The 25,707-nt window shown below is 68.5% G+C and carries 16 protein-coding genes and 1 pseudogene; 14 read left to right on the forward strand and 3 right to left on the reverse strand.

Translation table 11 applies throughout. The features are described from left to right. A partial coding sequence (locus A5764_RS07195) for a CoA transferase (protein ID WP_156664547.1) occupies positions 1–1,957 on the forward strand: 1,957 nt, incomplete at its 5' end. A gap of 18 nt (positions 1,958–1,975) precedes the next feature. Beyond that, positions 1,976–2,167 carry a ferredoxin gene (locus A5764_RS07200; protein WP_067110763.1) on the forward strand — a complete coding sequence of 64 codons (192 nt, stop codon included), beginning with the start codon at positions 1,976–1,978 and terminating at the stop codon, positions 2,165–2,167. A gap of 1 nt (position 2,168) precedes the next feature. Here the strand turns inward: A5764_RS07200 and A5764_RS07205 are convergent, their stop codons facing one another. After that, complete coding sequence (locus A5764_RS07205; RefSeq protein WP_067110766.1) at positions 2,169–3,404, reverse strand: cytochrome P450; 1,236 nt, start codon at positions 3,402–3,404, stop codon at positions 2,169–2,171. Positions 3,405–3,503: 99 nt separating this feature from the next. Between A5764_RS07205 and A5764_RS07210 the strand changes: the two genes are divergently transcribed. The 6 genes from A5764_RS07210 (at position 3,504) to A5764_RS07235 (ending at position 8,220) form a co-directional block, all read left to right on the forward strand. Beyond that, on the forward strand, positions 3,504–4,631 hold the full coding sequence (locus A5764_RS07210; RefSeq protein ID WP_156664548.1) for an aromatic ring-hydroxylating dioxygenase subunit alpha: 1,128 nt from the start codon (positions 3,504–3,506) through the stop codon (positions 4,629–4,631). Continuing rightward, positions 4,631–6,214 carry an AMP-binding protein gene (locus A5764_RS07215; protein WP_067110774.1) on the forward strand — a complete coding sequence of 528 codons (1,584 nt, stop codon included), beginning with the start codon at positions 4,631–4,633 and terminating at the stop codon, positions 6,212–6,214. The genes A5764_RS07210 and A5764_RS07215 overlap by 1 nt, the downstream gene beginning before the upstream one ends. 61 nt (positions 6,215–6,275) lie before the next feature. Next, complete coding sequence (locus tag A5764_RS07220; protein ID WP_067110777.1) at positions 6,276–6,701, forward strand: nuclear transport factor 2 family protein; 426 nt, start codon at positions 6,276–6,278, stop codon at positions 6,699–6,701. Positions 6,702–6,771: 70 nt separating this feature from the next. Beyond that, on the forward strand, positions 6,772–7,245 hold the full coding sequence (locus A5764_RS07225) for a MaoC family dehydratase N-terminal domain-containing protein (RefSeq protein ID WP_197501232.1): 474 nt from the start codon (positions 6,772–6,774) through the stop codon (positions 7,243–7,245). Continuing rightward, positions 7,242–7,685, forward strand: coding sequence for a MaoC family dehydratase (locus A5764_RS07230; RefSeq protein ID WP_067110784.1), 444 nt, complete (start codon positions 7,242–7,244; stop codon positions 7,683–7,685). Before A5764_RS07225 ends, A5764_RS07230 begins: the two co-directional genes overlap by 4 nt. After that, positions 7,678–8,220 (forward strand): maleylpyruvate isomerase family mycothiol-dependent enzyme, encoded by a 543-nt coding sequence (locus tag A5764_RS07235; protein ID WP_067110788.1) that lies wholly within the window; start codon positions 7,678–7,680, stop codon positions 8,218–8,220. Before A5764_RS07230 ends, A5764_RS07235 begins: the two co-directional genes overlap by 8 nt. Here the strand turns inward: A5764_RS07235 and A5764_RS07240 are convergent. After that, on the reverse strand, positions 8,215–9,681 hold the full coding sequence (locus A5764_RS07240) for an aldehyde dehydrogenase (RefSeq protein ID WP_067110792.1): 1,467 nt from the start codon (positions 9,679–9,681) through the stop codon (positions 8,215–8,217). The two genes, A5764_RS07235 and A5764_RS07240, sit on opposite strands and share 6 nt — an antisense overlap. Positions 9,682–9,800: 119 nt before the next feature. Here A5764_RS07240 and A5764_RS07245 point away from each other — a divergent pair, with 119 nt between their 5' ends. Further along, complete coding sequence (locus tag A5764_RS07245; protein WP_067110795.1) at positions 9,801–11,147, forward strand: lipocalin-like domain-containing protein; 1,347 nt, start codon at positions 9,801–9,803, stop codon at positions 11,145–11,147. 59 nt (positions 11,148–11,206) lie between these two features. Here the strand turns inward: A5764_RS07245 and A5764_RS07250 are convergent, their stop codons facing one another. Then, the gene (locus tag A5764_RS07250) at positions 11,207–12,376 is read right to left on the reverse strand and encodes an aromatic ring-hydroxylating dioxygenase subunit alpha (protein ID WP_067110798.1); all 1,170 of its coding nucleotides are present in this window, start codon (positions 12,374–12,376) and stop codon (positions 11,207–11,209) included. 52 nt (positions 12,377–12,428) lie between these two features. On the opposite strand from A5764_RS07250, the gene A5764_RS07255 reads away from it, so the two are divergent. From A5764_RS07255 to A5764_RS07275, 5 genes and pseudogenes are all read left to right on the forward strand, one after another. Next, the gene (locus A5764_RS07255) at positions 12,429–13,301 is read left to right on the forward strand and encodes a MerR family transcriptional regulator (protein ID WP_067110802.1); all 873 of its coding nucleotides are present in this window, start codon (positions 12,429–12,431) and stop codon (positions 13,299–13,301) included. A gap of 60 nt (positions 13,302–13,361) precedes the next feature. Then, positions 13,362–14,081, forward strand: coding sequence for a DUF1906 domain-containing protein (locus A5764_RS07260; protein WP_067110805.1), 720 nt, complete (start codon positions 13,362–13,364; stop codon positions 14,079–14,081). Between the two features lie 549 nt (positions 14,082–14,630). Further along, the gene (locus tag A5764_RS07265; RefSeq protein WP_067110808.1) at positions 14,631–23,864 is read left to right on the forward strand and encodes a type I polyketide synthase; all 9,234 of its coding nucleotides are present in this window, start codon (positions 14,631–14,633) and stop codon (positions 23,862–23,864) included. A 28-nt stretch (positions 23,865–23,892) separates the two neighbouring features. Next, positions 23,893–24,285 (forward strand): holo-ACP synthase, encoded by a 393-nt coding sequence (locus tag A5764_RS07270; protein WP_067110814.1) that lies wholly within the window; start codon positions 23,893–23,895, stop codon positions 24,283–24,285. Between the two features lie 22 nt (positions 24,286–24,307). Next, positions 24,308–25,704, forward strand: a pseudogene (locus A5764_RS07275) (dipeptidase). Positions 25,705–25,707 lie beyond the last annotated feature (3 nt).

Raw genomic sequence — 25,707 nt, forward strand, 5'->3', positions numbered from 1 at the left:
GGTGTCCCCGGGGCAGGCGGGGGGGGGCGCGCCGGGCTTGGGGGGCGAGCCGGGGGGCCCCCCGAGACGCAGGGGCGGCGACCTGGGGGAGTACATGGGCGGGGTGTACGCCGCGTTCGGGGCGCTGGCGGTGCGCCGCCGCGTCGAGCGCGGCGGCCCCGGCGAGCACCTCGACCTGTCCATGCTCGAGGCGATGACCGCCATGCAGAGCAGCGAATGGCTGCATTCGGCGCTGCTGCGGGTGCCGCCGGTCCGCCGCACCCTGGAGGTGCCCTCGATCGAGCCGGCCAAGGACGGCTACGTCGGCATCACCATGGTCACCGGTCAGCAATGGCTCGACTTTTGCGCGATGGTCGAGTGCCCCCAGCTGGAGCAGATCGAACAGCTGCGTTTCCAGATCGGCCGATGGGAATACCGCGACCTGATCCGTGAGCAGATCCATCCGTGGCTGGCCGAACGGACCGTCGCCGAGATCGTCGAGCTGGGGCAACTGTTCCGGTTGCCGATCGCGGCCCTGGGCAACGGGTCCACCATCCGAGAGATGGAGTACGCGCGGCAGCGCCGGGTGTTCATCGGCAACCCGGCCGGCTTTCAGCAGCCGCGTCCGCCGTGGCTCATGTCGGCGTGCGCGCCAGCCACGCCGGGCGGCACCCCGAGGATCGGTGCGGATGACAACGAAACACCTTGGTCCAGAAGCGAATACGGGTCGGAGCTGGCACCACCGCAGCCGCCCCTAGCAGGGGTGCACATCGTCGACCTGACGGCGTTTTGGGCCGGGCCCGCCGCCACGCATCTCTTGGCCGCGTTCGGCGCCGACGTCATCAAGGTGGAGTCGATCCAGCGTCCCGACGGAATTCGATACTCGGGCGGGATGCGCACCGATGTCGACGACTGGTGGGAGTACGGCTGGGTATTCCAGGCGATGAACACCAACAAGCGTTCCGTCACACTGGATTTGGGCTCCGACGAGGGTCGGCGCCTGTTCATGGAGCTTGCGGCCGGCGCCGACATCGTGATCGAGAACTTCTCCCCGCGGGTGATGGACCAGTTCGGGCTCACCGCCGACGTCCTGCTGAAGGCCAACCCCAAGCTCGTCGTCGCGCGGATGCCGGCGTTCGGGCTGGACGGTCCGTGGCGCGAACGGGTCGGATTCGCGCCCACCATGGAGCAAATCGCCGGGCTGGCCTGGGTGACCGGGCTTCCGGAGGCCCCGCCGGTGGCGCCGCGGGGGGCCTGCGATCCGCTGGCCGGCGTGCACGCCGCGTTCGCCGTGCTGGCCGCGCTGGACTTCGCCGACCGCACCGGGTCGGGCCAACTCGTCGAGCTGCCGATGCTCGAAACGGTGCTGAACGCCACCGCGATCCAGGCGATCGAATCCGAGGTCTTCGGTGCGACGCTGAGCCGGCGGGGCAACCGCGGTCACCCCGACTCGATCCAGAACCTGTACCGCTGCGCCGGGGAGGACGACTGGATCGCGGTCACCGTGCGCGAGGACGGGCAGTGGCGCGCGCTGGTCGACCTGATGGGCAGGCCCGCCTGGTGTGACGAGAGCCTGGCCACCGTCGCCGGCCGGCGGGACCGAGCCGACGACATCGATCGCCGGCTGGGGGATTGGTTCGCCGGGCAGGCGCTCGACGCGGCGGTGGAGCGATTGGCCGGCGCCGGCATTCCCGCCGCGCCCGTGGTGTCGCCGTCTCTGGTCACCGAGAACCCGCAACTGCGCGACCGCGGGTTCTTCGAGACCCTGCACCACCCGAGCACGGGCGCCGGACTTTATCCCTGCCCGCCCTTCGCCAGACTGGCCGGCCAGGATCGGTGGCTGCTGCGGCCGCCGCCGAGGTTGGGCGAGCACAATGAAGAAATACTGCGCGATCGGTGCGGGCTGACCGATGAAGAGCTGGCGTCCCTTGCAACCGGCGGGGTGATCGGGACCCGTCCGGCGGGCCTCAGAAAATAAGGGTTAGGAGGGCATCTGATGCGTGTGACGGTCGACGAGAACCTGTGCGAGGCCAACGGCTTCTGCGAATCGCTTGCACCGGAGGTATTCGAACTCGGCGATGCCGACGTGGTGCAGATCGCGGACGGCCCCGTGCCGCCGCGGCTGGAGATCGACGTGCGCGCTGCGGTGGATCAGTGCCCCAAGGCCGCGCTGCGGCTACGCGACTGACCTATCGCCGCTCGGTGAGCGAGATCGCCATCTCGTCGTAGATCGACATGTTGGTGGTCAGGTTCGGGTAGGCCGCCTTAGCGGGACCGAGGGCGATGTTGTCGCATCGCAGCAGCAGTTCATCGAACACCGCGCGGAGTTCGGCGCGCGCGAGCATGGCGCCCAGGCAGTGATGCGGTCCGCCGCCGCCGAAGGTCACGTGAGGGTTCGGGTGGCGCCCGATGTCGAAGGTGAACGGCGAGGAGAACACCTCCTCGTCGCGGTTGGCCGAGCGCAGCGTCGACACCACCCGCTCGCCCCGGGGGATGTGCTGGCCGTCCATCTCGACGTCCACCTTGGTGGTGCGCGTCCAGTAGGCCACCGGTGACGCCCAGCGCAACACCTCCTCGACCGCCTTGGCCCGCACCGCTTCCTCTGCCCGGTACCGCTCGATCTGTTCGGGGTTCTCGACGAACGCCTGCAGCCCGATGGCCAACGCGTTCTTGGTGGTGTCGCTGCCGGCAAACGCCAGCACGAAAAAGAAGAACTCGAGTTCGTTGGCGGGCAGGCTGAATTGCTCACCGTCCTCGCCGGTGATCACCGCGGACGCCAGGGTGCTCCAGATGTCGTCGGCCGGATTGCGCCGCCTCTCGGCGGTGAGCTCCATCGCGTACCCGAAAATGGCGGCGTAGAGGTCGGTATAGTCCTGCCGGCTCGGCCGCGCCTCCGACGAGTTGGCTTCCAGGATGCGGTCCAACCCGTCGAAGATTCGCGGCCGGTCGGGTTCCGGTATGCCGATGATGTCGCCGATGACCGCCATCGGCAGGGTGTCGGCGACATCATCGATCCAGTCGCCGCCGCCCTCGTCGAGCAGATGGTCGATCAGCCGCCCGGCGCGCGCTCGGATGCCATCCTCGAGCTTGGCTATCGCGCGCGGGTTGAACGCGTGGGATATGAGCTTGCGGCGCTTGTTCAGAGCCGGTGGGTCCATGTTGATGATCGTCGGATACGACGCGAACATCCCGACCGGCTGGATCAGCGGGCCGTCGACCGCGGTGAAGGAATCGGTATCACGGTGCAGCCGGACCGCGTGCCGGTGCTTGGTTGCCACCCAGAACGCGCGCTGGACCGTGTTGGCGACACCGGGTGTCAGGTCGTGCCGGAAAAGCGGCCTGCCGGCTCGCAATGCGGCAAACAGGTCATCGGGAAAACCGTTGCGCCACAAGGAAAAATCGGACAGATCCACCGCCACCGTCATCTTCAAACCCCGCTCTGTCCGGACCTGCCTGGTGCCGCGTTGACGTTCAATGCTTAAGATAGTAAAAATAGACCCAGTCGTCGAACCCGCGGAGTGCTCGTGACCCATACAATTTCGGACCCGGCGTCCGATTCCGCCGGAGATCCGTCGGAACGCGAGTTCGGCCAGTCCGGCATCGCGCTGTCCACCTACCGGTTCCCGACCGGCTGGTTCATCGTCGCCTTCGGGTCCGACCTGGCCGCCGGCCAAGTGAAGCGCGCGCACTACTTCGGTGAAGAGCTGGTGCTGTTCCGCACCGCGTCCGGCCAGGTGCACGTGATGGAGGCCTACTGCCAGCACCTGGGCGCCAACCTGGGCGTCGGCGGCACCGTGGAAGGCGAGAACATCGTGTGCCCGTGGCACGGGTGGCGCTGGCGCGGTGACGGCACGAACGCGCTGATTCCCTACAGCAAGATCGGCTGCAAGAACAACGTCCGCATCCGCACCTACCCGAGCATGGAGTGGTACGGCTTCATCCTGGCCTGGCATGAGCGCCACGGGCGCGCCCCCTACTGGCAGCCGCCGGTGCTGCCCGAGCTGGAAACCAACGAGTACTACCCGCTGCACCCGCACACCCAGATGCTCAACCGGGTCAAGGTGCACCCGCAGATGATCATCGAGAACGCCGCCGACCCGTACCACGTGCAATACGTGCACAAGGCCGCCAATCCCGCCACCACCGCGTCGTTCGAGGTATCCGGTTACCACCTGCACGCCACCGTCAACGCCCACTTCGGCGGCGGCCGCGCGTCGACCTGGCTGACTCCCAACGGCCCGGTCGACGCCAAGATCATCTACGACAACTACTCGTTGGGGTTGGGGATCGTCCGCTTCCCCAGCGAACTGGTGGCCACCATCCAAGTCACCGGCCAGACGCCGGTGGACGAGGACTACACCGACTACTTCTATACCCAGGCTTCCGTCCGCGAGCCCGGTGACGCCGGCGACGTCCCGACCGGGCGCGCCGCCCGGTTCCTGGCGCTGCAGCAAGAGGTCATCAAACAGGACTTCTTCACCTGGGAGAACATGAAATACCTGGAGAAGCCGAACCTCGCACCCGAAGAGGCGCACGACTATGCCGCCCTTCGTCGCTGGGCGCACCGCTTCTACCCGGGTCCGCAGCCGTCACCCTCCGACTTCGGCTACACCGGCGACGGTGAGCCCGACCCGGCGGCCTCCCAAGTCTGATGTGCCCCCTGGGGCCCAACGATTTCGGGGTCGACGGCTTCACCGTCCCGGCAGTGCTGGACAGCCGGGCCGAGCAGTATCCCGACCGCGTCATGATGTCGATTGCCGGCGTCGACGTGACCTTCGAGCAGATGCGCCGGCGCTCCTGCGCGGCGGCGAACATGCTGTCCGATCTGGGTCTCGGCCGCGGTGACTCTGTGGCGTTGTTCACCGCGACTTGCCCGGAATGGGTCTATTTCTGGCTGGGTGCGGCGCGCATAGGCGCGGTGAGCGCGGCGGTGAATGCCGCGAACAAGGGCGACTTCCTGCTGCACACGCTCCGGTTGTCGCGGGCCAAGGTCATTCTCACCGATGCCGAGCGGCGGCCCCGCGTCGACGAGGTCGCCAGTGCGCTGGAAACGGTGACGGGCGTTGTGGTTCAAGATGATTCGCTGAGCGGTGTGTTGCGGCGCGGTGCCGAATGCCCCACGGCGGGCAGCCCGGCCGGGCCGTTCGAGGTGGGATCATTGTTCTACACATCGGGCACCACGGGCCCGTCCAAAGCCGTTGCCACGACGTGGCATTACCTGTTCTCGGTGGCCGCGACCGCCGCCTCGGCGTGGGAGTTTCGTCCGGGCGAGGTGCTGTGGACGGCGATGCCGCTTTTCCACCTGAGCGCGGCGCCCAGCGTACTGGCCCCCATGCTGGTGGGCGGAACAACCGTGTTGGCCAAGGCGTTTCATCCCGGCGAGGTGTGGGACGACATACGTGCCCGCGGGGCGATCGGCTTTGCCGGCGCCGGCGCGATGGTTTCGATGCTGCAGAATCTGCCCGCAGATCCGCGCGACTCCGGGCTGCCGCTGCGGTTCATTTCCGCGGCTCCCATCGCCGCTGATTCCTACCGCGCGATCGAAAAGCGTTACGGCTGCCGCATCGTCACGATGTACGGGATGACCGAGGCCTTTCCAATCGCCGTCAAGGGCGTGGCCGACGACGGGGTTCCGGGGACATCGGGTCGGCCAAACCCCAACTTCGACGTGCGCATCGTCGACGAGCACGGAAATCCACTGCCGGCCGGGGTCGTGGGAGAGATCGCGTGCCGCGCTCAGTACCCGCACGTGATGAGCGAAGGCTACGTCGGTGAAGGGTCGCGGGTGCAGCCGCACCCGGAGTGGTTCCGCACCGGTGACCTCGGCCGGCTCGACGCCGACGAAAACGGCGATCAAAACCTGACATATGTGGACCGCGTCAAGGACGCGTTGCGCAGACGCGGCGAAAACGTCTCGTCCGTCGAAGTGGAGTCCGTCGTCATGCGCCATCCCGCGGTGGCCGAGGCCGCGGCGGTGGGGGTGCCCAGCGAGTTGGGTGAAGACGACATCCTGGTGGTCCTCGCGTTGCGCCCCGGGGCCACGCTGGATTGCGCCGAGCTGCTCGACTTCTGCGCGGCTCGGATGCCCTACTTCTGCGTGCCGAGATTCGTCGAGACGGTGAATGAACTCCCGAGGAACGGCATTGGACGGATACGTAAAGATTTGCTGCGCGCCCGGGGATTGAATGATGACACCTGGGATCGCGAACAATACGGTTATGTCGTTAGCCGATAAGTTAAGTTAGGGTTAATGAGCCATTTTTCCCATCAATTCCGAGAAAGGCCCGCGTGCCAAGATGTCCCTGACGTATCAGCAAGAGCAGTTTCTCCACGCCGCGACGGGCCGGGCTGCGATCCTCGACCTCGACGCCCGTCACAATCGGGCCTACTCCGACGGCGACCGCGACCGCTGGATCGCCACCTTCCGCCATTCCGGCGCCAGCTACACCCGCGATGGTGACCTGTTCACCGACCTGCGCGCGGCCTTCGACGGCGGGGATGGGCAGCGCTTGGTCACGGTCGATCACGAGATCAGCATCGACGGGGTGAACGCGACGCAGCGTTGTGTCGTAGTGCTTTTCGCCGCCATGTACGGCGACACGAACCTGCGGGCAACCGGCACGTACCGGGACGCGCTGATCTACGAGCGTGGCGGCTGGTACTTCACATCGCGCGTCCTCAAATGGGATTCGGTGCCGAGCCGGCACCCTCTCGTCATGTGAGCCGCGCCGATACGTGGATCACGACCTCAGCTATCAGCTGGCCTTCGGCACCTATGAAGACGCGCTGCGCATGGTCGGCGCGAAAAGTGAGCCGCGGACGGCGGCGACACCGGTCAGCGGCGCACGCATCCAATTGTTCGCGGCGATGGTCCACGACGGCAATCGGTCATATTGGGACGTCGAATTCGCCCGCCAGAAATGGGGCGGCCTGCTCGCCCCGCCGGCCCTATTGATGGGATGGCTGATACCGCCGCCGTGGCAGCCGACGGGTAGGCCGCCGGCGGCGTCGGTCGTGCTGCGAGTACCGTTGCCCGGCACCACATTCATCAACGCGGCCAACGACGTCGAGTTCGTGCAGCCCATCGTCGAGGGCGATCTGCTCACGGTCGTCGAAGAGCTGGTATCGGTGTCGCCGGAAAAGCGTACGAGGCTGGGTGTGGGTCACTTCGTCGAAACGCTGGAGACGTATCGCCGCCAAGACGGGGCTGTGGTGGCCACCTGTCGAAACACCTTGTTTCGCTTCACACCTGGCGGCTCCTCATGATCAGTGAGGATCTCGACTGGAACGAGATCACCGTTCCCGTCGACCTCCCCGAAGTGGTCGACCACATCAACTACCAGCGAGTCGTGGAGAATGCCGGGGCGACGTGGGACTATTTCCCGGGCCATTTCGATCCGGTCTACGCCCAAAGCCAGGGAAACCCAACGATTTACGTCAATACCATGCACCTTGCCGGGTTCGCCGACCGCGTCGCGACGGATTGGGCCGGCCCCGGCACCCGCGTGGTGCGCCGTTCGATGCGGCTGGCCGGCTCGGTATACGCCGGCGACACCATGGTGGGCCGGGGCCGCGCGGTGACCAAGCGGCGGGACACCTCGGCGGACCCGCCGCGCTGCCTGGTCGACATCCAGATCGAGGTGACCAATCAGCACGGCGTGCTGTGCTGCCCGGTCGAGCTCACCCTGCAGTTTCCCGATGGATGATGGCCGGGCTGATGGCGTGGGGCTATTGCACCTGGCGGTGTGCCGCCGGTTCGGCGATGCGGTTCGATCGGCGAACGGCAAATGGGATCGCCGCTCCCCGTGCGACGCGTGGGATGCCCGGGGAGTGCTCGAGCATGTCATCGGGTTTCATGACGTGCTGGTGTTGCGTCCCCTGGGGCTCAAGCCCAACCGGCCGCGCGACGATCCGCAGGCGCGCTGGCACCTGACCTACGCCGCGCTGGCGGAGGCCTTCGAATCCGGCGCGGTAGCACGGCTGGATGCGCGCACCCCGATACCGAACCTGACCCGCGATGTCCTGGTGCACACCTGGGACCTCGCCCGCGCGGTGGGGGCCGACGATCGGCTGGACCCCGCGTGGTGTGAGCGGTTCTACGCCGGCCTGCCCGCGGATCCGCAGGCCTTGACCGCGTCGGGAATGTTCAGCGCACCGGTGCCGGTGCGCGGTGAGACCGATGCGCAGGCAAGGCTTCTCGCGCGGCTGGGCCGCGATCCCGGATGGCGGCCGGAGTCATAGCGGCGGCATCTTCCCCTTGCTGATCACCGTCTGCAGCTCGACGTACTCGTGCAGGCCCTCCGGGCCGAACTCGCGCCCGATGCCCGACTGCTTGAAGCCGCCGAACGGGGCGCCGATGTCGAGGGTGTACATGTTGATGCCGTAGGTGCCCGTGCGGACACCGGCCGCCACCTCCAGGCCGTGGCCGATGTCGGAGGTCCACACCGAACCGGCCAGACCGTAGTCACTCTCGTTGGCGATCCGAATCGCGTCGTCCTCGTCGCGATAGCGCAGCACGGTCAGGACGGGCCCGAAAATCTCCTCCCGGGCGATGCGCATGTCGTTGGTGGCTTCGGTGAACAACGTCGGCCGCACGTACCAGCCGCGCTCGGCCGGGCTGTCGTCGCCGCCGAGGACGACGCGGGCGCCTTCCTGCTGTCCGGACCGGATGTAGTCCTGGACCCGGCGCTGTTGTCGTTGGGCGACAAGGGGTCCGATGTCGGTCGCCTCGTCGGCCGGATCGCCGACATTGAGGCCCGACATCATGCCGGCCAGTGCGTCGACGAGCTCGTCGTGGCGTCGCTCGCTGACCAGGATGCGGGTCTGCGCGACGCAGGCCTGGCCGTTGTTCATCAGGCCCGCGGTTTTGAGGCCGGCCACCGTCTTGTCGATGTCGGCGTCGTCGAGAATGATCGCCGCCGACTTGCCGCCCAGCTCCAGGCTCACTCTTTTTAGCTGCTCGCCGCACAGGGCGGCGATGCGGCGCCCCACGGTGCTGGACCCGGTGAACGCGATCTTGTCCACACCGGGATGGCGCACCAGCGCCTCGCCGACGTCGGGCCCCCCGGGCAGCACCGACACCACCCCGTCGGGCAGGCCGAGCTGCTCGATCATTTCGGCCAACCACAAAGCGTCCAAGGGTGTTTCGGGCGCGGGTTTGATGATCACCGTGCAACCCGCGATCAGGGCCGGGATCAACTTCGGCATGATCAAGAATTGCGGAACGTTCCACGGCACGATCGCCCCGACCACCCCGGTCGGCGCCCTGCGCAGGTGCACTTCGCCGAGCACACCCTGGCGGCGCTCCGCCCAGGGAAAGTCGCGCGCGGCTGCCAGCGCGAGATGGATCAGCGACGCCGCGGCCGGCGCTTGACCCAGCCGGCTGAAACTGCGCGGGGAGCCCATCTCGTCGGTGATCAGCTCGGCCATCTCATCGAGGTGCCCGGCGTAGATTCCGGCGAGCTGCTCGACCTTGGCCATCCGCTCGGCATGGGTCATCCGCGGCCACGGGCCGTGGTCGAAGGCGTGTCGCGCGGCGGCGACGGCGGCGTCGACGTCCTCGGGTCCGGCCGCCTGGGCATGGCCGACCGGTTCTTCCGAGTGTGGGGAGATCACGGTGAGCTGCTGCGGGTTGGCGGGCTTGCGCCACTGCCCTCCGATGAACAGCTCGTCGTAGGAACGATGGTCGGAATTCTGTGTCATCGGGACACTTCCTGAGGAAAGGGCGGATGCAGATGGGAACGTGACTGCAACTTCGCTATTCACGCTAACATAGCGAAAAAAGCAGGATTGCGCCGTCAGCCAAGGAGACCAAGCGCGACATGAGTAGCGATTGGCGCGGTTACCCATTCCGGTTGGTGCCCGGCGATGCCCAGCTGGATTTCCCGGCCGCCGAGGGCGAACACGCCGACCAGGAGTCCGACACCTGGTTTCTCGCCGGCCGGCTCGACGCCACCGGGGCCGACCGGTCGTTTGCGTTCTTGACGATCTTCAACAAGAACCGGCCCGGTGGAACCGTGGTCGCGGACTTTTACACCATGGCGCTGTTCGACCTCGATACCGCCGATTACGGCACCTACACGGACTACGACATGCCGCCGGCCAACCTGGCACCCGGCGCGCAGCGCAAGCTGGACATGGCCGTCGGCTACCTCGACCTGGGCTACCACAGCGGCGCCGGCACCGCGTCGTGGACCACATGCCGGGACGACGACGGAAAGCTGCTGCCCTACACCTACCGCGTCAGCCTGGTGGGCGAGGACCGGTCCGGGCGGCCGATGCGGCTCGACCTGGCCGTAACCCCAACGCGCGCACCGACTCCGGTGGGTGCGTCGACCTACAACGGAAAGATCGTCTGCTTCGGCCAGAGCGACACGTACTCGTATTTCCAGACCGGGATGGCGATGACCGGAACCCTGCGCTGGGGCGACGTGGTCGAGCAGGTCTCCGGCGACGGCGGGCACGTCGACCGCCAGTGGTTCCCGCACTACGCCGGCGGCGGGGGAGCCGGGGGAGACCCGCGGGCCAGGTCCCACGAATGGCGCACCATCAACTTCGACAACGGTGTCGACCTGAGCATCTGGCGGCAGTTCGACCGCACGAAAGACAATGCGCTGCAGCCGTTTACCGGCGTGACGACGAGCCATCCCGACCCGGCGTTGCCGCCCGAGTGCGCCGAGGACTTCGAGGTCACGGTCAGCAGCTACGTCCGCTGGCCCGAGGCCGTTCGGCCGCTGGTGCCGCCGGTAGCTCCGGTGAGATACATGCCCGACCGGCACCGGATCACCTGCGCCGCACTGCAACTGGACATCAGCGGGGAGCCGCTGGTGCCGGCGCCGGCGCATGGCTTGCCGATCGAGTACATGGAGGGCCCCTACCGCTATCGGGGAACGCTGTGGGGCGAACCCGTCACCGGGTTCGCCTTCAACGAGCGTTCGCTCGCGCTGTACCGGGATTGGGAGCTGGTCGAGGTGCTCGCCACCACCGTCGCGAACGTCGACGATGCCGCACCGGAACTGCGCGCCGCGGTGGATCAGCTGGCACCGCTGGTGGAAGCGGACCGTCGAGGGGAGGCCGTCGCGTTGTTGACCGGACTGCCTCCGGTCGAAAACGACGTGCTGTCAAGCATTCTCGGTGATCTGATCGCCGTCCTGTCGGACGCGACTTGATGGCCCATCCGGGCCGAGACTGTAAATTGGCAGGCGTCTCCTCGCGCTTTTTTGCGAAATTACAGCTTCGCGGCAACTGACGGTGTCCCGGCGAGCGCCTGGGCCCAGGCGATGTGGCGATGCTGCAGTCCCGGTTCGTTGCGCCCGAACAACAGGTGATCGCGCGCGCCCGACTCGAGGTTGGCCTGCAACCCCTCGACCAGCCGGTAATCCTCGTCGCGCACCGTGCCGTGGGCGTATTCGAAGACCGCCTGAGCACCGGCGGCCACCGAGTCCTCCGAAACGTCCAGCGGTGTCGAGTTCTGGTGCACGGTGATCGACCTACCCGGCCGGTCGCCGGGATAGATCCGGAACAGCTCGCCGTTGGCGATGGTCACGGACAGCACGATGTTGGGGAACAGCGCGTAGATCACCACCATGTTGTGGAACGGGTCCCACTGCGCCTCGGGAACGTTGTCCAGTTCCAGGATCGTGGTGAGCGGGAAGATCAATCGGTGATGGGGGCCGTACGCGTCGAACACCGTGCAGTTGCTGCGGGCGATGGTGGCAAAGGTCTGCCGATGCACGGTGGCGAAATGGTAGTTCTCCGAAAAGGTGTCGACGGCCAGCTTCCAGTTGATCGGGGAGTCAAGAACCTTCTCGCCCAGCGGGGACCAGCGGCCGATGCCCCACGAATCGAGCTCGTCGGCCAGCGGACCCAGGTGCGCGGCCACGTCCAGGGTCCCTCCCTTGTCGACGGGATCCAATGCCACCCAAAGGAATCCGGCGAACTCGGTGGCCGGAAGTTCGGTCAGGCCGTCGGCCTTGATGACGGTGTCGGGGAAGCCCTCACGGCCCGGAACGCCGACCAGCCGCCCGGTGTTGTCATACGTCCACGCGTGGTACGGGCAGGTGAACCGCTTGGCGGTGCCGCACCCCGTCACCACCTGCGACTGGCGGTGCAGGCACACATTGTCGAACGCCCTGACCGACCCGTCCGATGTCCTGGTCAGCAGGATCGATCGCCCCATCACCGTCTTGGTGCAGTACGCGCCGGGACCGGGCAGCTCCGAGACGTAGCCGACCAGCTGCGGGCTGGCCATCAGCAGGGCCCTGTCCTGGTTGTGGCGCTGCACCGAGGTGTAGTCCCGGGCGTCGACCCGACGCTGCGTGGGCGCGAGGTCGGTCGTCTTGTCGCGCGCCAACTTCAGCGCGCGCCGGGTCAGGTCGATGAGCTGGTCTCGCCCCATTCCAGAGTGCATGCGCCCAGTACAGACCTTGCGACGGTTGTAAGGTCAAGGCGTGGCTGAGCAGTTGCTGATCGGCGACGTCACGGCGTTGACCGGGATCGCCTCCGGCCGCATCCGCCACTACGAGAAAATCGGGCTGCTGCGCGCGGAACACCTGTCCAACGGCTATCGGGTTTTCGATGTCGAGCAGGTGCTCGATCTGTTGCGCATCGACCTGATGCGAAGCCTCGGCGTCAGCATCAGCGACATTCAGCGGCTGCTCGGCGGCGGGCAGACCACGCTCGCCGATCTGCTCGACGAGCACCGCGCGTTGCTGGTGTGCCAGCGGGATCGGCTGGATCAACTGATCGCCGCTATCGATTCCGCCACCGGCCGCCGCGGCGCGGACCTCAACGAACACATCCTGCGCAGGCTGGCGACCACCCATCGCGACAGCATCGGTGTCATCGGGCGGCTCAGCGCCCCGCTGCCCGCACCCGTCGCCGCCATGTACGCCGACCTGTTCGATGAGTGGGAGCTGCCGGTGCCACCCTTGTTCGGCCAGATGGTGCTGCCGCCGGCGGCCAGCACGCTGCTGGCGCAGCTCGCCGAGACGCCCGGACGCCGGGAGCTCTTCGACCGATTGCGCAAGCTCGCCGGCGACGTGGTGGCGTTGGGCGAAAACGACGAGGCCGCAACGAGACTCGCCCACAGCTGGATCGAGGGGCAGCTCGCCGACCCGCTGCCCGACGACGTGGTGAGCGTTCTGCGCGGCGTACGACCGCTGCTGGAGCGCGACCCGGTGATCGTGCAGGGGTTCCGGGCCTGGGCGGGATCGATCAACCCCGCGGCCGCGCACTTCATCGACGAGATCGCGCGCCAGACCGCGCGCCGCGGGCTGGAGGCCGTGAGCGTCATCGTGCTGCCCCGTGATGCGCCAATGTGATTCAGATGTGACTGCGGTGTCTAATGAGGCAATCGGTGTTTGTGTCGTACCCTGTGGCATGTGTCGGTCTCGCGGCGCGACGTGCTCAAATTCGCCGGGGCGACCCCCGGGCTCCTGGCGCTGGGCGTCGCGGCGTCGGCGCTGCGCGCCGCACCGGCGTCGGCGTCGCTCGGCACCCTGCTCGACTACGCCGCCGGCGTCATCCCGGCCAGCCAGATCAGGGCCGCCGGGGCAGTGGGATCCATCCGGTACGTGTCCGACCGTCGGCCGGGCGGCAACTGGATGCTGGGCAAGCCGATTGAGGTGACCGAGGCCCGTGACCTGAGCAGCAACGGGCTCAAGATCGTCTCCTGCTACCAGTACGGCAAGGGCAGCACAGCCGACTGGCTGGGCGGGGCCGGCGCGGGGCTGAAACACGCGCAGCGGGGGATGGCGTTGCACGCGGCCGCCGGCGGTCCGGCGAACGCCCCGATCTACGCGTCGATCGACGACGACCCCTCCTACGACCAGTACAAACAGCAGATCGTGCCGTATCTGCGCTCCTGGGAATCGGTGATCGGCCACGAGCGCACCGGCGTCTACGCCAATTCCAAGACGATCGACTGGGCGGTGCACGACGGGTTGGGCTCGTACTTCTGGCAGCACAACTGGGGCTCACCCAAGGGCTTCACCCATCCCGCCGCCCATCTACACCAGGTCGAGATCGACAAGCGCAGCGTCGGTGGGGTCGGGGTGGACGTCAACGAAATCGTGAAGCCCCAATTCGGGCAGTGGGCCTAGCACGGGCCTAAGGCGGGCCTAGCGCGGGCCTAGCGCGGACCGAAGCCCCCGACGGCCCGAGTTCTAGCAAACACTCGTTCGCTCATTTCTGGGCCGCCCGGACGGTGTCGACCCGACTGACGCGGCGTCAGCCCACGGTAAGCGGTCTGATTTTTTTAACATAACGATTGCATAACAATCGGGCCTTGATCAGCGCAGTTATAGCTACTGGACCGTAACCACCTGCATGCAGGACGTTTGTCAGCCACGCCCGCGCGGCCGGTTCAAGCCGGTGTTACCCAGGACACGGTTACCCGTGCGTAGAACTCACCAGTAACCGATGAACACGCGAAAAGGGCACCGATCCTTATGACACCCTTAGTACAGCCGATGCAGTCCGCCGCGCTGCTCTGTCCGTGTCGGTCCAGGGGGGCGGTTCGTTGACAGCACACCGGCCAGCCGTTTCCCGGCTGTGATTCGACGCTGAATCGACGTTGTAGAGGCAGGCCCTCACGTCGGGACCGGCCGAACGAACCGAGACGTAAAGACGCATACAGGGAGATACAGAAGGTGACGATTCACGAGCACGACCGGGTGTCCGCTGACCGCGACGGGGCTGGCCCGCACCACACCCATGCTCTGGTCGACCGCCTGGGGGCCGGCGAGCCGTACGCAATCGCGTTCGGCGGCCAGGGCAGTGCCTGGCTGGAGACCCTCGAGGAGCTGGTGTCGTCGGCCGGGATCGAATCCGAGTTGGCCACGCTGGTCGGCGAGGTGGAGCTGCTGCTCGAGCCGGTAGCAAAAGAACTGGTCGTGGTGCGTCCGATCGGTTTCCAGCCGCTGGGCTGGGTGCGGGCGCTGGCGGCCGAGGATCCGATCCCGTCGGACAAGCATCTGACGTCGGCCGCGGTGTCGATACCCGGCGTGCTGCTCACTCAGATGGCGGCCGGGCGCGCCCTTGCCCGGCAGGGCATGGATTGGGCCGCCACGCCGCCGGTGGCCGTCGCCGGGCACTCACAGGGCGTGCTCGCCGTCGAGGCGTTCAAGGCCGGGGGAGCCCGCGACGCGGAGCTGCTGGCGCTGGCTCAGCTGATCGGTGCGGCCGGGACGCTGGTCGCGCGCCGACGGGGGATTTCCGTGCTGGGCGACCGCCCGCCGATGGTGTCGGTGACCAATGCCGACCCCGAGCGCATCCGCCAGTTGCTCGAGGAGTTCGCCCAGGACGTCCGCACCGTGTTGCCGCCGGTGCTGTCCATCCGCAACGGCCGGCGCTCGGTCGTCATCACCGGCACGCCCGAGCAGCTGTCTCGGTTCGAGCTGTATTGCCAGCAGTTCTCGGAGAAGGAAGAGGCCGAGCGTAAGAACAAGATCCGCGGCGGCGACGTGTTTGCCCCTGTCTTCGACCCGGTGCGGGTGGAGGTCGGTTTCCACACGCCGCGGCTGGCGGACGGCATCGACATCGTCGGTGGCTGGGCCGAGAAGGTCGGCGTGGACGTCGCGCTGGCCCGGAAATTGACCGAGGCGATCCTGGTCAACGGCGTCGACTGGGTCGACGAGATCACGCGCGTTCACCAAGCCGGCGCGCGCTGGATCCTCGATCTGGGCCCCGGCGACATCCTCACCCGGCTGACCGCGCCGGTGATCCGCGGCCTCGGTGTCGGCATCGTGCCGGCGGCGACGCGCGGCGGTCAGCGCAACCTCTTCACCGTCGGGGCCACCCCCGAGGCGGCCCGGGCCTGGTCGACGTACGCCCCGACCGTGGTCCGCCTGCCCGACGGCAGGGTCAAGCTTTCGACGAAGTTCACCCGGCTGACCGGACGGTCACCGATCCTGCTCGCGGGCATGACCCCGACCACCGTCGACGCCAAGATCGTGGCCGCCGCGGCGAATTCCGGGCACTGGGCCGAGCTGGCCGGCGGCGGCCAGGTCACCGAGGAGATCTTCGCCAACCGCATCGAGGAGCTGGCCGGCCTGCTCGAGCCCGGACGCACCTACCAGTTCAACGCGCTGTTCCTCGACCCGTACCTGTGGAAGCTGCAGGTCGGCGGCAAGCGGCTGGTGCAGAAGGCCCGGCAGTCCGGTGCGGCGATCGACGGCCTGGTGATCAGCGCCGGCATCCCGGATCTGGAGGAAGCCGTCGAGCTGATCGGCGAGCTCAACGACGTCGGCATCAGCCACGTGGTGTTCAAGCCCGGCACGGTCGAGCAGATCCGCTCGGTCATTCGCATCGCGACCGAGGTGCCCACCAAGCCGGTGATCGCGCACATCGAGGGCGGGCGTGCCGGCGGCCACCACTCGTGGGAAGACCTCGACGACCTGCTGCTGGCGACCTACTCCGAATTGCGGTCCCGGCCCAACATCACCGTCTGCGTCGGCGGTGGCATCGGCACCCCCGAGCGGGCGGCCGAATACTTGTCCGGCCGCTGGGCGCAGTCCTACGGGTTCCCGTTGATGCCAATCGACGGCATCCTGGTCGGCACGGCGGCAATGGCGACCGTGGAGTCCACCACGTCGCCGTCGGTCAAGCGGATGCTGGTCGAAACCCAAGGCACCGACCGGTGGATCAGTGCCGGAAAAGCCCAGGGCGGCATGGCTTCCAGCCGCAGCCAGCTCGGCGCCGACATCCACGAGATCGACAACAGCGCCTCCCGGTGCGGCCGGCTGCTCGACGAGGTCGCCGGTGACGCCGAGGCGGTCGCCGAGCGCCGCGACGAGATCATCGCGGCGATGGCCAACACCGCCAAGCCGTACTTCGGCGATGTCGCGGAGATGACCTACCTGCAATGGCTGCGGCGCTACGTCGAGCTGACCATCGGCGAGGGCAACTCGACCGCCGACACCGCGTCACCCGGCAGCCCCTGGCTGGCCGACACCTGGCGCGACCGATTCCAGCAGATGCTGCAGCGCGCCGAAGCGCGCTTGCACGCAAAGGATTTCGGACCGATCGAGACCCTGTTCAACGATCCGGCGCTGCTGGAGACGCCCGGCCAGGCCGTCGCCACCCTGCTCGCGCACTACCCCGACGCCGAATCCGTGCTGCTGCACCCGGCCGACGTGCCGTTCTTCGTCACGCTGTGCAAGACGCTGGGCAAGCCGGTCAACTTCGTGCCGGTCATCGACAAGGACGTCCGCCGCTGGTGGCGCAGCGACTCGCTGTGGCAGGCCCACGACGCCCGCTACGACGCCGACCAGGTGTGCATCATCCCGGGCACCGCGGCCGTGGCCGGCATCACCCGGATGGACGAACCCGTGGGCGAGCTGCTGGACCGCTTCGAGCAGGCCGCCATCGACGAGGCGCTGGCCGCCGGGGCGGAGCCCCGAGCGGTTACGTCGCGCCGCCGTGGCCGCCCGGACGTGACCGGGCCGCTGGCCGTGGTGCTCGACGCCGCCGACGTGCAGTGGGCCGGCCGCACCGCGACCAACCCCGTTCACCGCATCGCCGACCCCAGCGACTGGCTGGTTCATGATGGGCCCGAAAGCCGGCGCGCCACACACTCTTCCACCGGCGCGCGGCTCGAGGTCAACGGCGACAGCGTCGTGCTGAGCGTGCCGGTGTCCGGCGCCTGGGTCGACATTCCGTTCGGCCTGCCCCCCAACACGATCGACGGCGGCACCCCGGTCGTCTCGACGGAAGACGCCACCACCGCCATGCGCGCGGTCCTGGCGATCGCCGCCGGTGTCGACGGGCCGGACTTCCTGCCTGCGGTCACCGACGGGACGGCCACCGTGACGGTGGGCTGGGACCCCGAGCGGATCGCCGACCACACCGGGGTCACCGCCACCTTCGGGCAGGCGCTGGCGCCCAGCCTGACCACCGTGCCCGACGCGCTCGTCGGCCCGTGCTGGCCGGCCGTTTTCGCGGCGATCGGTGCCGCGGTCACCGACACCGGCGTGCCGGTGGTCGAGGGCCTGCTCAGCCTGGTGCATCTGGACCACGCCGCCCACGTGGTCGGCAAGCTTCCGAACAAGCCGGCCCAATTGACCATCGCCGCAACGGCTTCGCGGGCCATCGACACGGACATGGGCCGGGTCGTCCGTGTCTCGGTGACGATCAGCTCGGGCGAGGGATCCGTGGCTGAAGTCGTCGCCACCCTTGACGAGCGTTTCGCGATCCTTGGCCGCACCGGTGCGGCCGAGCTCACCGATCCGGTCCGGGCCGGGGGCGCGGTATCGGAGAACGCGACCGACACCCCGCGGCGCCGCCGCCGCGATGTCACGCTGGACGCGCCGGTCGACATGCGCCCGTTCGCGATGGTGTCCGGAGACCACAACCCCATCCACACCGACCGCGCGGCCGCGCTGCTGGCGGGCCTGGAATCGCCGATCGTGCACGGCATGTGGCTGTCGGCCGCCGCGCAGCACGCGGTGACCGCCACCGACGGTCAGGCCCGGCCGCCGGCTCGGTTGGTCGGCTGGACGGCGCGATTCCTGGGCATGGTGCGTCCCGGCGACGAGGTCGACTTCCGCGTGGACCGCGTCGGAATCGACCAGGGCGCAGAGGTTTTGGAGGTCGCCGCGCGCGTCGGATCGGAGCTGGTGATGTCGGCGACCGCCCGGCTGGCCGCCCCCAAGACGGTCTACGCGTTCCCCGGCCAGGGCATCCAGTACAAGGGCATGGGCATGGAGGTGCGAGCCCGGTCCAAGGCGGCCCGCAAGGTGTGGGACAGCGCCGACAAGTTCACCCGCGACACGCTGGGCTTCTCGGTGCTGCACGTGGTGCGCGACAACCCGACCAGCATCATCGCCAGCGGCGTGCACTACCACCACCCGGACGGCGTGCTCTACCTGACGCAGTTCACCCAGGTCGCGATGGCCACCGTGGCCGCCGCCCAGGTCGCCGAAATGCGCGAGCAGGGCGCCTTCGTCGAAGGCGCCATCGCATGCGGCCACTCGGTCGGCGAGTACACCGCGCTGGCCTGCGTGACCGGCATCTACGAGCTGGAAGCCCTGCTGGAGATGGTGTTTCACCGCGGGTCGAAGATGCACGACATCGTGCCGCGTGACGAGCTGGGTCGTTCCAACTACCGGCTGGCTGCCATCCGCCCGTCGCAGATCGATCTGCCCGACGAGGAGGTCCCGGCGTTCGTCGCCGAGATCGCCGAGCGCACCGGGGAATTCCTGGAGATCGTCAACTTCAACCTGCGCGGGTCGCAGTACGCGATCGCCGGCACGGTCCGCGGCCTGGACGCGCTGGAGGCCGAGGTGGAACGTCGCCGCGAAATCACCGGCGGCCGACGCTCGTTCATCCTGGTGCCCGGGATCGACGTGCCGTTCCACTCGCGGGTGCTGCGGGTCGGGGTGGCCGAATTCCGCCGCTCGCTGGAGCGGGTCATGCCGCGCGAGAAGAATCCCGAAATCATTGTCGGGCGCTACATTCCCAACCTGGTGCCGCGTCCGTTCACGCTGGATCGCGACTTCATCCAGGAGATCCGGGATCTGGTTCCCGCCGAGCCGCTCGACGAGATCCTCGCCGACTACGACACCTGGCGCCGGGACCGGCCGGGTGAGATGGCCCGCAAGGTGTTGATCGAACTGCTGGCGTGGCAGTTCGCCAGCCCGGTCCGCTGGATCGAGACTCAGGACCTGCTGTTCATCGAGGAGGCCGCGGGCGGCCTGGGTGTGGAGCGGTTCGTCGAGATCGGTGTGAAGTCGTCGCCGACCGTCGCCGGGCTGGCCACCAACACCCTGAAGCTGCCCGAATATGCCCACAGCACAGTGGAAGTGCTCAACGCCGAGCGCGATGCCGCCGTGCTGTTCGCCACCGACACCGATCCCGAGCCCGAGGACGAGGCAGAAGACCCGGTGGCGGATTCCGATGCGGTCGCGTCGGACGGTGCGCCCGTGTCCAATGTCGTCCCTGCCGTCGCCGCGGCTCCGTCAGGTGCTCCGAGGCCAGATGACATCGTGTTCGACGCCGCCGACGCCACCCTGGCGCTGATCGCGCTGTCGGCCAAGATGCGCATCGACCAGATCGAGGAGCTGGACTCCATCGAGTCGATCACCGACGGCGCGTCCTCGCGGCGCAACCAGCTGCTGGTGGACCTCGGCTCGGAGCTGAACCTGGGCGCCATCGACGGCGCCGCCGAGGCCGACCTGGCCGGGCTGCGCTCCCAGGTCACCAAACTGGCCCGCACCTACAAGCCTTATGGCCCAGTGCTTTCCGACGCGATCAACGACCAGCTGCGCACGGTCCTGGGGCCCTCCGGCAAGCGGCCGGCCGCCATCGCCGACCGGGTCAAGAAGACCTGGGAGCTCGGCGACGGCTGGGTCAAGCACGTCACCGTCGAGGTCGCGCTGGGCACCCGCGAGGGCACCAGCGTTCGCGGCGGTGCCATGGGACACCTGCACGAGGGGGCGCTGGCCGATGCCGCGTCGGTCGACAAGGTCGTCGACGCCGCGGTCACGTCGGTCGCCGCGCGCCGCGGCATTGCGGTGGCCCTGCCGTCGGCGGGCGGTGGCGGCGGCGCGACCATCGACGCGTCCGCGCTCTCCGAATTCACCGACCAGATCACCGGTCGCGACGGCGTGCTGGCCTCGGCGGCCCGTCTGGTGCTCGGCCAGCTTGGCCTCGACGACCCGGTCAGCGTGTCGCCGGCGGCCACCGACGCCGAGCTCATCGACCTGGTCAGCGCCGAATTGGGCGCGGACTGGCCACGTTTGGTGGCACCGGCGTTCGATGCCAAGAAGGCCATTCTGTTCGACGACCGGTGGGCCAGCGCCCGCGAGGACCTGGTCAAGCTGTGGCTGACCGACGAGGGCGACATCGACGCCGACTGGGTGCGACTGTCCGAGCGGTTCGAGGGTGCCGGCCACGTCGTCGCCACCCAGGCCACCTGGTGGCAGGGCAAGTCGCTGGCCGCAGGCCGGCAGATCCACGCGTCGCTGTACGGCCGCATCGCCGCCGGTGCCGAGAATCCGGACCCGGGCCCCTACCGCAGCGAAGTCGCCGTGGTGACGGGCGCTTCCAAGGGTTCGATCGCGGCGTCCGTGGTCGCTCGACTGCTCGACGGCGGCGCCACCGTCATCGCGACGACGTCCAAGCTCGACGATGAGCGGCTGGCGTTCTACCGCCGGCTGTACCGCGATCATGCCCGGTACGGCGCCGCGCTGTGGGTGGTCGCGGCCAACATGGCTTCCTACTCCGACATCGACGCGCTGGTCGAGTGGGTCGGCACGGAGCAATCCGAAAGCCTTGGGCCGCAGTCGATTCACATCAAGGACGCGCAGACCCCGACGTTGCTGTTCCCGTTCGCGGCGCCGCGCGTCGCGGGAGACCTGTCCGAGGCCGGTTCGCGCTCGGAGATGGAGATGAAGGTCCTGCTGTGGGCCGTGCAGCGGCTGATCGGCGGCCTGTCGAAGATCGGCGCCGAGCGCGACATCGCGTCGCGGCTGCACGTGGTCCTGCCGGGCTCGCCCAACCGCGGCATGTTCGGCGGCGACGGCGCCTACGGGGAGGCCAAGTCCGCGTTGGACGCGTTGGTGAGCCGCTGGCACGCCGAATCGTCGTGGGCGGCCCGAGTCAGCCTGGCGCACGCGCTGATCGGCTGGACCCGCGGGACCGGCCTGATGGGCCACAACGATGCCATCGTCAGCGCCGTCGAGGAGGCGGGTGTCACCACCTACTCGACCGACGAGATGGCCGCGATGCTGCTGAACCTGTGCGACGTGGAGTCCAAGGTGGCCGCGGCCGGCGCCCCGATCAAGGCCGACCTGACCGGCGGGCTCGCCGATGCCAAACTCGACATGGCCGAATTGGCCGCCAAGGCGCGCGAGCAGGCCACGTCGGACGACGGTACGACCGATGACGACACCGCGGCCGAGGGCACCATCGCCGCGCTGCCGTCCCCGCCGCGCGGATACCACCCGGCGCCGCCACCGCGGTGGGCCGACCTCGACGTCGACCCGGCCGACCTGGTGGTGATCGTCGGTGGCGCCGAACTCGGCCCGTACGGCTCGTCGCGCACCCGCTTCGAAATAGAGGTCGACAACGAGCTGTCGGCGGCCGGCGTCCTGGAGCTGGCCTGGACCACCGGGTTGATTCGCTGGGAGGACGACCCGCAACCGGGTTGGTATGACACGCAATCCGGTGAACTGGTCGACGAGGCCGAGCTGGTCGAGCGCTACCACGACACCGTGGTGGAGCGCTGCGGCATCCGCGAGTTCGTCGACGACGGCTCGATCGATCCCGATCATGCGTCACCGTTACTGGTGTCGGTGTTCCTGGAGAAGGACTTCGCGTTCGTGGTGTCCTCGGAGACCGACGCCCGCGCCTTCGCAGAATTCGACCCCGAGCACACGGTGATCCGGCCGGTGCCCGACTCGAGCGATTGGCAGGTGATCCGCAAGGCCGGCACCGAGATCCGCGTTCCACGGAAGAACAAGCTGTCCCGCGTCGTCGGTGGCCAGGTCCCGACCGGGTTCGACCCGATGGTGTGGGGCATCACCCCCGACATGGCCAGTTCCATTGACCGCCTGGCGGTCTGGAACATCGTGGCGACCGTCGACGCGTTCCTGAGCGCCGGTTTCAGCCCGGCCGAGGTGATGCGCTACGTGCACCCGAGCATGGTGGCCAACACCATGGGCACGGGCATGGGTGGCGGTACCTCGATGCAGACGATGTACCACGGAAACCTGTTGGGCCGTAACAAGCCGAACGACATCTTCCAGGAAGTGCTTCCGAACATCGTTGCCGCGCATGTGGTTCAGTCCTACATCGGCAGCTACGGCGCGATGGTCCACCCGGTCGCCGCCTGCGCGACGGCCGCCGTCTCGGTGGAGGAGGGCGTCGATAAGATCCGGCTGGGCAAGGCCGAGATGGTGGTCGCCGGTGGCATCGACGACCTCACGCTGGAAGGCATCATCGGCTTCGGTGACATGGCGGCCACCGCCGACACCGGCATGATGCGCGGAAGGGGCATTCACGACTCGAAGTTCTCCCGGCCCAACGACCGGCGCCGGCTGGGCTTCGTCGAGGCCCAGGGCGGCGGCACCATCGTGCTGGCCCGCGGTGACCTCGCGCTCCGGATGGGTCTGCCGGTGCTCGCCGTGGTCGCCTTCGCGCAGTCGTTCGGCGACGGGGTGCACACCTCGATCCCGGCCCCGGGGTTGGGCGCGCTGGGGGCCGGCCGCGGCGGCAAGGACTCGCCGCTGGCGCGCGCGCTGGCCAAGCTGGGTGTGGGCGCCGACGACGTCGCGGTGATCTCCAAGCACGACACCTCGACGTTGGCCAACGACCCCAACGAGACCGAGCTGCACGAGCGGCTGGCGGACTCGCTGGGCCGCTCCGAGGGCGCCCCGCTGTTCGTGGTGTCGCAGAAGAGCCTCACCGGTCACGCCAAGGGTGGCGCGGCGGTCTTCCAGATGATGGGCCTGTGCCAGATGCTGCGCGACGGGGTCATTCCGCCCAACCGCAGCCTGGACTGCGTCGACGACGAGTTGGCCGGGTCCGCGCACTTCGTCTGGGTGCGGGACACGCTGCGGCTCGGCGACAAGTTCCCGCTCAAGGCGGGGATGCTGACCAGCCTCGGGTTCGGCCATGTGTCCGGGCTCGTTGCGCTGGTGCACCCCCAGGCCTTCATCGCCACGCTGGATCCGGAGCAGCGCGCGGACTACCAGCGGCGCGCGGAGGCGCGGCTGTTGGCCGGGCAGCGCCGGCTGGCGTCGGCGATCGCCGGCGGTGCGCCGATGTATCAGCGGCCACCGGACCGTCGCTTCGACCACCACGCGCCGGAGAAGCGGCAGGAGGCGACCATGCTGCTGAATCCCGCCGCCCGGCTCGGCGAAGACGAGGCTTTTGTCGTATGAGTCCGACCATCCGATAACCTGGCCAGCCATGGGCATTGTCGGAGTGGGGATCGACCTTGTCTCCATTCCTGATTTCGCCGAGCAGGTCGACCAGCCGGGGACGGCGTTTTCCGAGACCTTCACGCCGGGCGAGCGCCGCGACGCTTCCGACAAGAGTTCGTCGGCGGCGCGTCACCTGGCCGCCCGGTGGGCCGCGAAAGAGGCGGTGATCAAGGCGTGGTCCGGGTCGCGGTTCGCTCAGCGACCCATCCTGCGCGAGGACATCCACCGCGACATCGAGGTGGTCACCGACATGTGGGGCCGACCGCGGGTGCGGCTGACCGGCGACATCGCCAAGCATCTGGCCGACGTGACGATCCATGTGTCGCTCACGCACGAAGGCGACACCGCCGCCGCGGTCGCCATCTTGGAAACGCCGTGACCCCCTCCGCGAGCGTGCGTGTTTGTCCGCGACACGCCGGCGAGCGGTGACACTCTGCGCACGCTCGCGGGAGAAAGGGAGGCCGTGAGCGACCTGGTCGAACGCGTCCGCGAGGTGCTGCCGTCGGTGCGCGGCCACCTCGAGGAGCTGGTGCGGATCGACTCGGTGTGGGCCGACCCGGGCCGGCGGGACCAGGTGCAGCGCAGCGCGCAGAGGGTATCGGAGTTGTTGTCGGAGGCCGGTTTTCGCGACGTGCGCATCGTCAGCGAGGGCGGCGCGCCCGCGGTCATCGCGCACCACCCGGCGCCCCCGGGGGCGCCCACCGTGCTGCTGTACGCCCACCACGACGTGCAGCCCGAGGGCGACCGCGGCCAGTGGACGTCACCGCCTTTCGAGCCCACCGAACGCGACGGGCGGCTCTACGGCCGCGGCAGCGCCGACGACAAGGCCGGCATCGCAACGCATTTGGCGGCTTTTCGGGCGCACGGCGGCCAACCGCCGGTGGGCGTGACGGTCTTCGTCGAGGGCGAGGAGGAGTCTGGCTCGCCGTCGCTGGGCCGGCTGCTCGCCGCGCACCGCGACGCGCTGGCCGCCGACGTGATCGTCATCGCCGACTCGGACAACTGGAGCACCGACACCCCGGCGCTCACGGTGTCGCTGCGCGGCCTGGCCGACTGCGTGGTCGAGGTCGCCACCCTTGACCATGGGCTGCATTCGGGGCTATGGGGCGGCGTGGTGCCCGACGCGTTGACCGTGCTGGTGCGGCTGCTGGCCAGCCTGCACGATGACGACGGCAACGTCGCGGTGGCCGGCCTGCACGAAACCGATGTCGCCGCCTTGAATTACCCGGATTTCCCGGCCGAGCGAGTCCGCGCCGACGCCGGCCTGCTGGACGGGGTCGCCGAGATCGGCTCCGGCTCGGTGCCACAGCGGCTGTGGGCCAAACCGGCGATCACCGTGATCGGCATCGACACCACATCGATCGCGGCCTCGTCCAACACGCTGATCCCGCGGGCCCGCGCCAAGATCAGCATGCGGGTCGCCCCTGGCGGGGACGCCGCGGCCCACCTCGACGCGCTGACCGAACACCTGCAGCGGCACGCCCCGTGGGGCGCGCGGGTCACCGTCACGCCCGGTGAGCTGGGTCAGCCCTATGCCATCGAGGCCAGCGGCCCCGTCTATGACGCGGCGCGGGCGGCGTTTCGTCGGGCGTGGGGCGTCGAGCCGATCGACATGGGCATGGGCGGGTCGATCCCGTTCATCGCCGAGTTCGCCGCCGCGTTCCCCGAGGCGAAGATCCTGGTGACCGGCGTCGAAGACCCCTCGACCCAGGCGCACAGCATCAACGAGAGCCTGCACCTGGGTGTCCTGGAGCGCGCCGCGATCGCCGAAGCGCTGCTGCTGGCTAACTTGGGTTAGCTT

It is taken from the genome of Mycobacterium sp. 852002-51057_SCH5723018 (genome assembly GCF_001667035.1).
In the GTDB taxonomy this organism is placed as follows: Bacteria; Actinomycetota; Actinomycetes; order Mycobacteriales; family Mycobacteriaceae; genus Mycobacterium.

Excerpts from the sequence above, each read along its gene's own strand:
- A5764_RS07200 (WP_067110763.1), top strand. The coding sequence starts at position 1,976 with ATGCGTGTGACGGTCGACGAGAACCTGTGCGAGGCCAACGGCTTCTGC.
- A5764_RS07205 (WP_067110766.1), bottom strand. The coding sequence starts at position 3,404 with ATGACGGTGGCGGTGGATCTGTCCGATTTTTCCTTGTGGCGCAACGGT.
- A5764_RS07215 (WP_067110774.1), top strand. The coding sequence starts at position 4,631 with ATGTGCCCCCTGGGGCCCAACGATTTCGGGGTCGACGGCTTCACCGTC.
- A5764_RS07220 (WP_067110777.1), top strand. The coding sequence starts at position 6,276 with ATGTCCCTGACGTATCAGCAAGAGCAGTTTCTCCACGCCGCGACGGGC.
- A5764_RS07225 (WP_197501232.1), top strand. The coding sequence starts at position 6,772 with ATGGTCGGCGCGAAAAGTGAGCCGCGGACGGCGGCGACACCGGTCAGC.
- A5764_RS07230 (WP_067110784.1), top strand. The coding sequence starts at position 7,242 with ATGATCAGTGAGGATCTCGACTGGAACGAGATCACCGTTCCCGTCGAC.
- A5764_RS07235 (WP_067110788.1), top strand. The coding sequence starts at position 7,678 with ATGGATGATGGCCGGGCTGATGGCGTGGGGCTATTGCACCTGGCGGTG.
- A5764_RS07240 (WP_067110792.1), bottom strand. The coding sequence starts at position 9,681 with ATGACACAGAATTCCGACCATCGTTCCTACGACGAGCTGTTCATCGGA.
- A5764_RS07245 (WP_067110795.1), top strand. The coding sequence starts at position 9,801 with ATGAGTAGCGATTGGCGCGGTTACCCATTCCGGTTGGTGCCCGGCGAT.
- A5764_RS07250 (WP_067110798.1), bottom strand. The coding sequence starts at position 12,376 with ATGGGGCGAGACCAGCTCATCGACCTGACCCGGCGCGCGCTGAAGTTG.
- A5764_RS07270 (WP_067110814.1), top strand. The coding sequence starts at position 23,893 with ATGGGCATTGTCGGAGTGGGGATCGACCTTGTCTCCATTCCTGATTTC.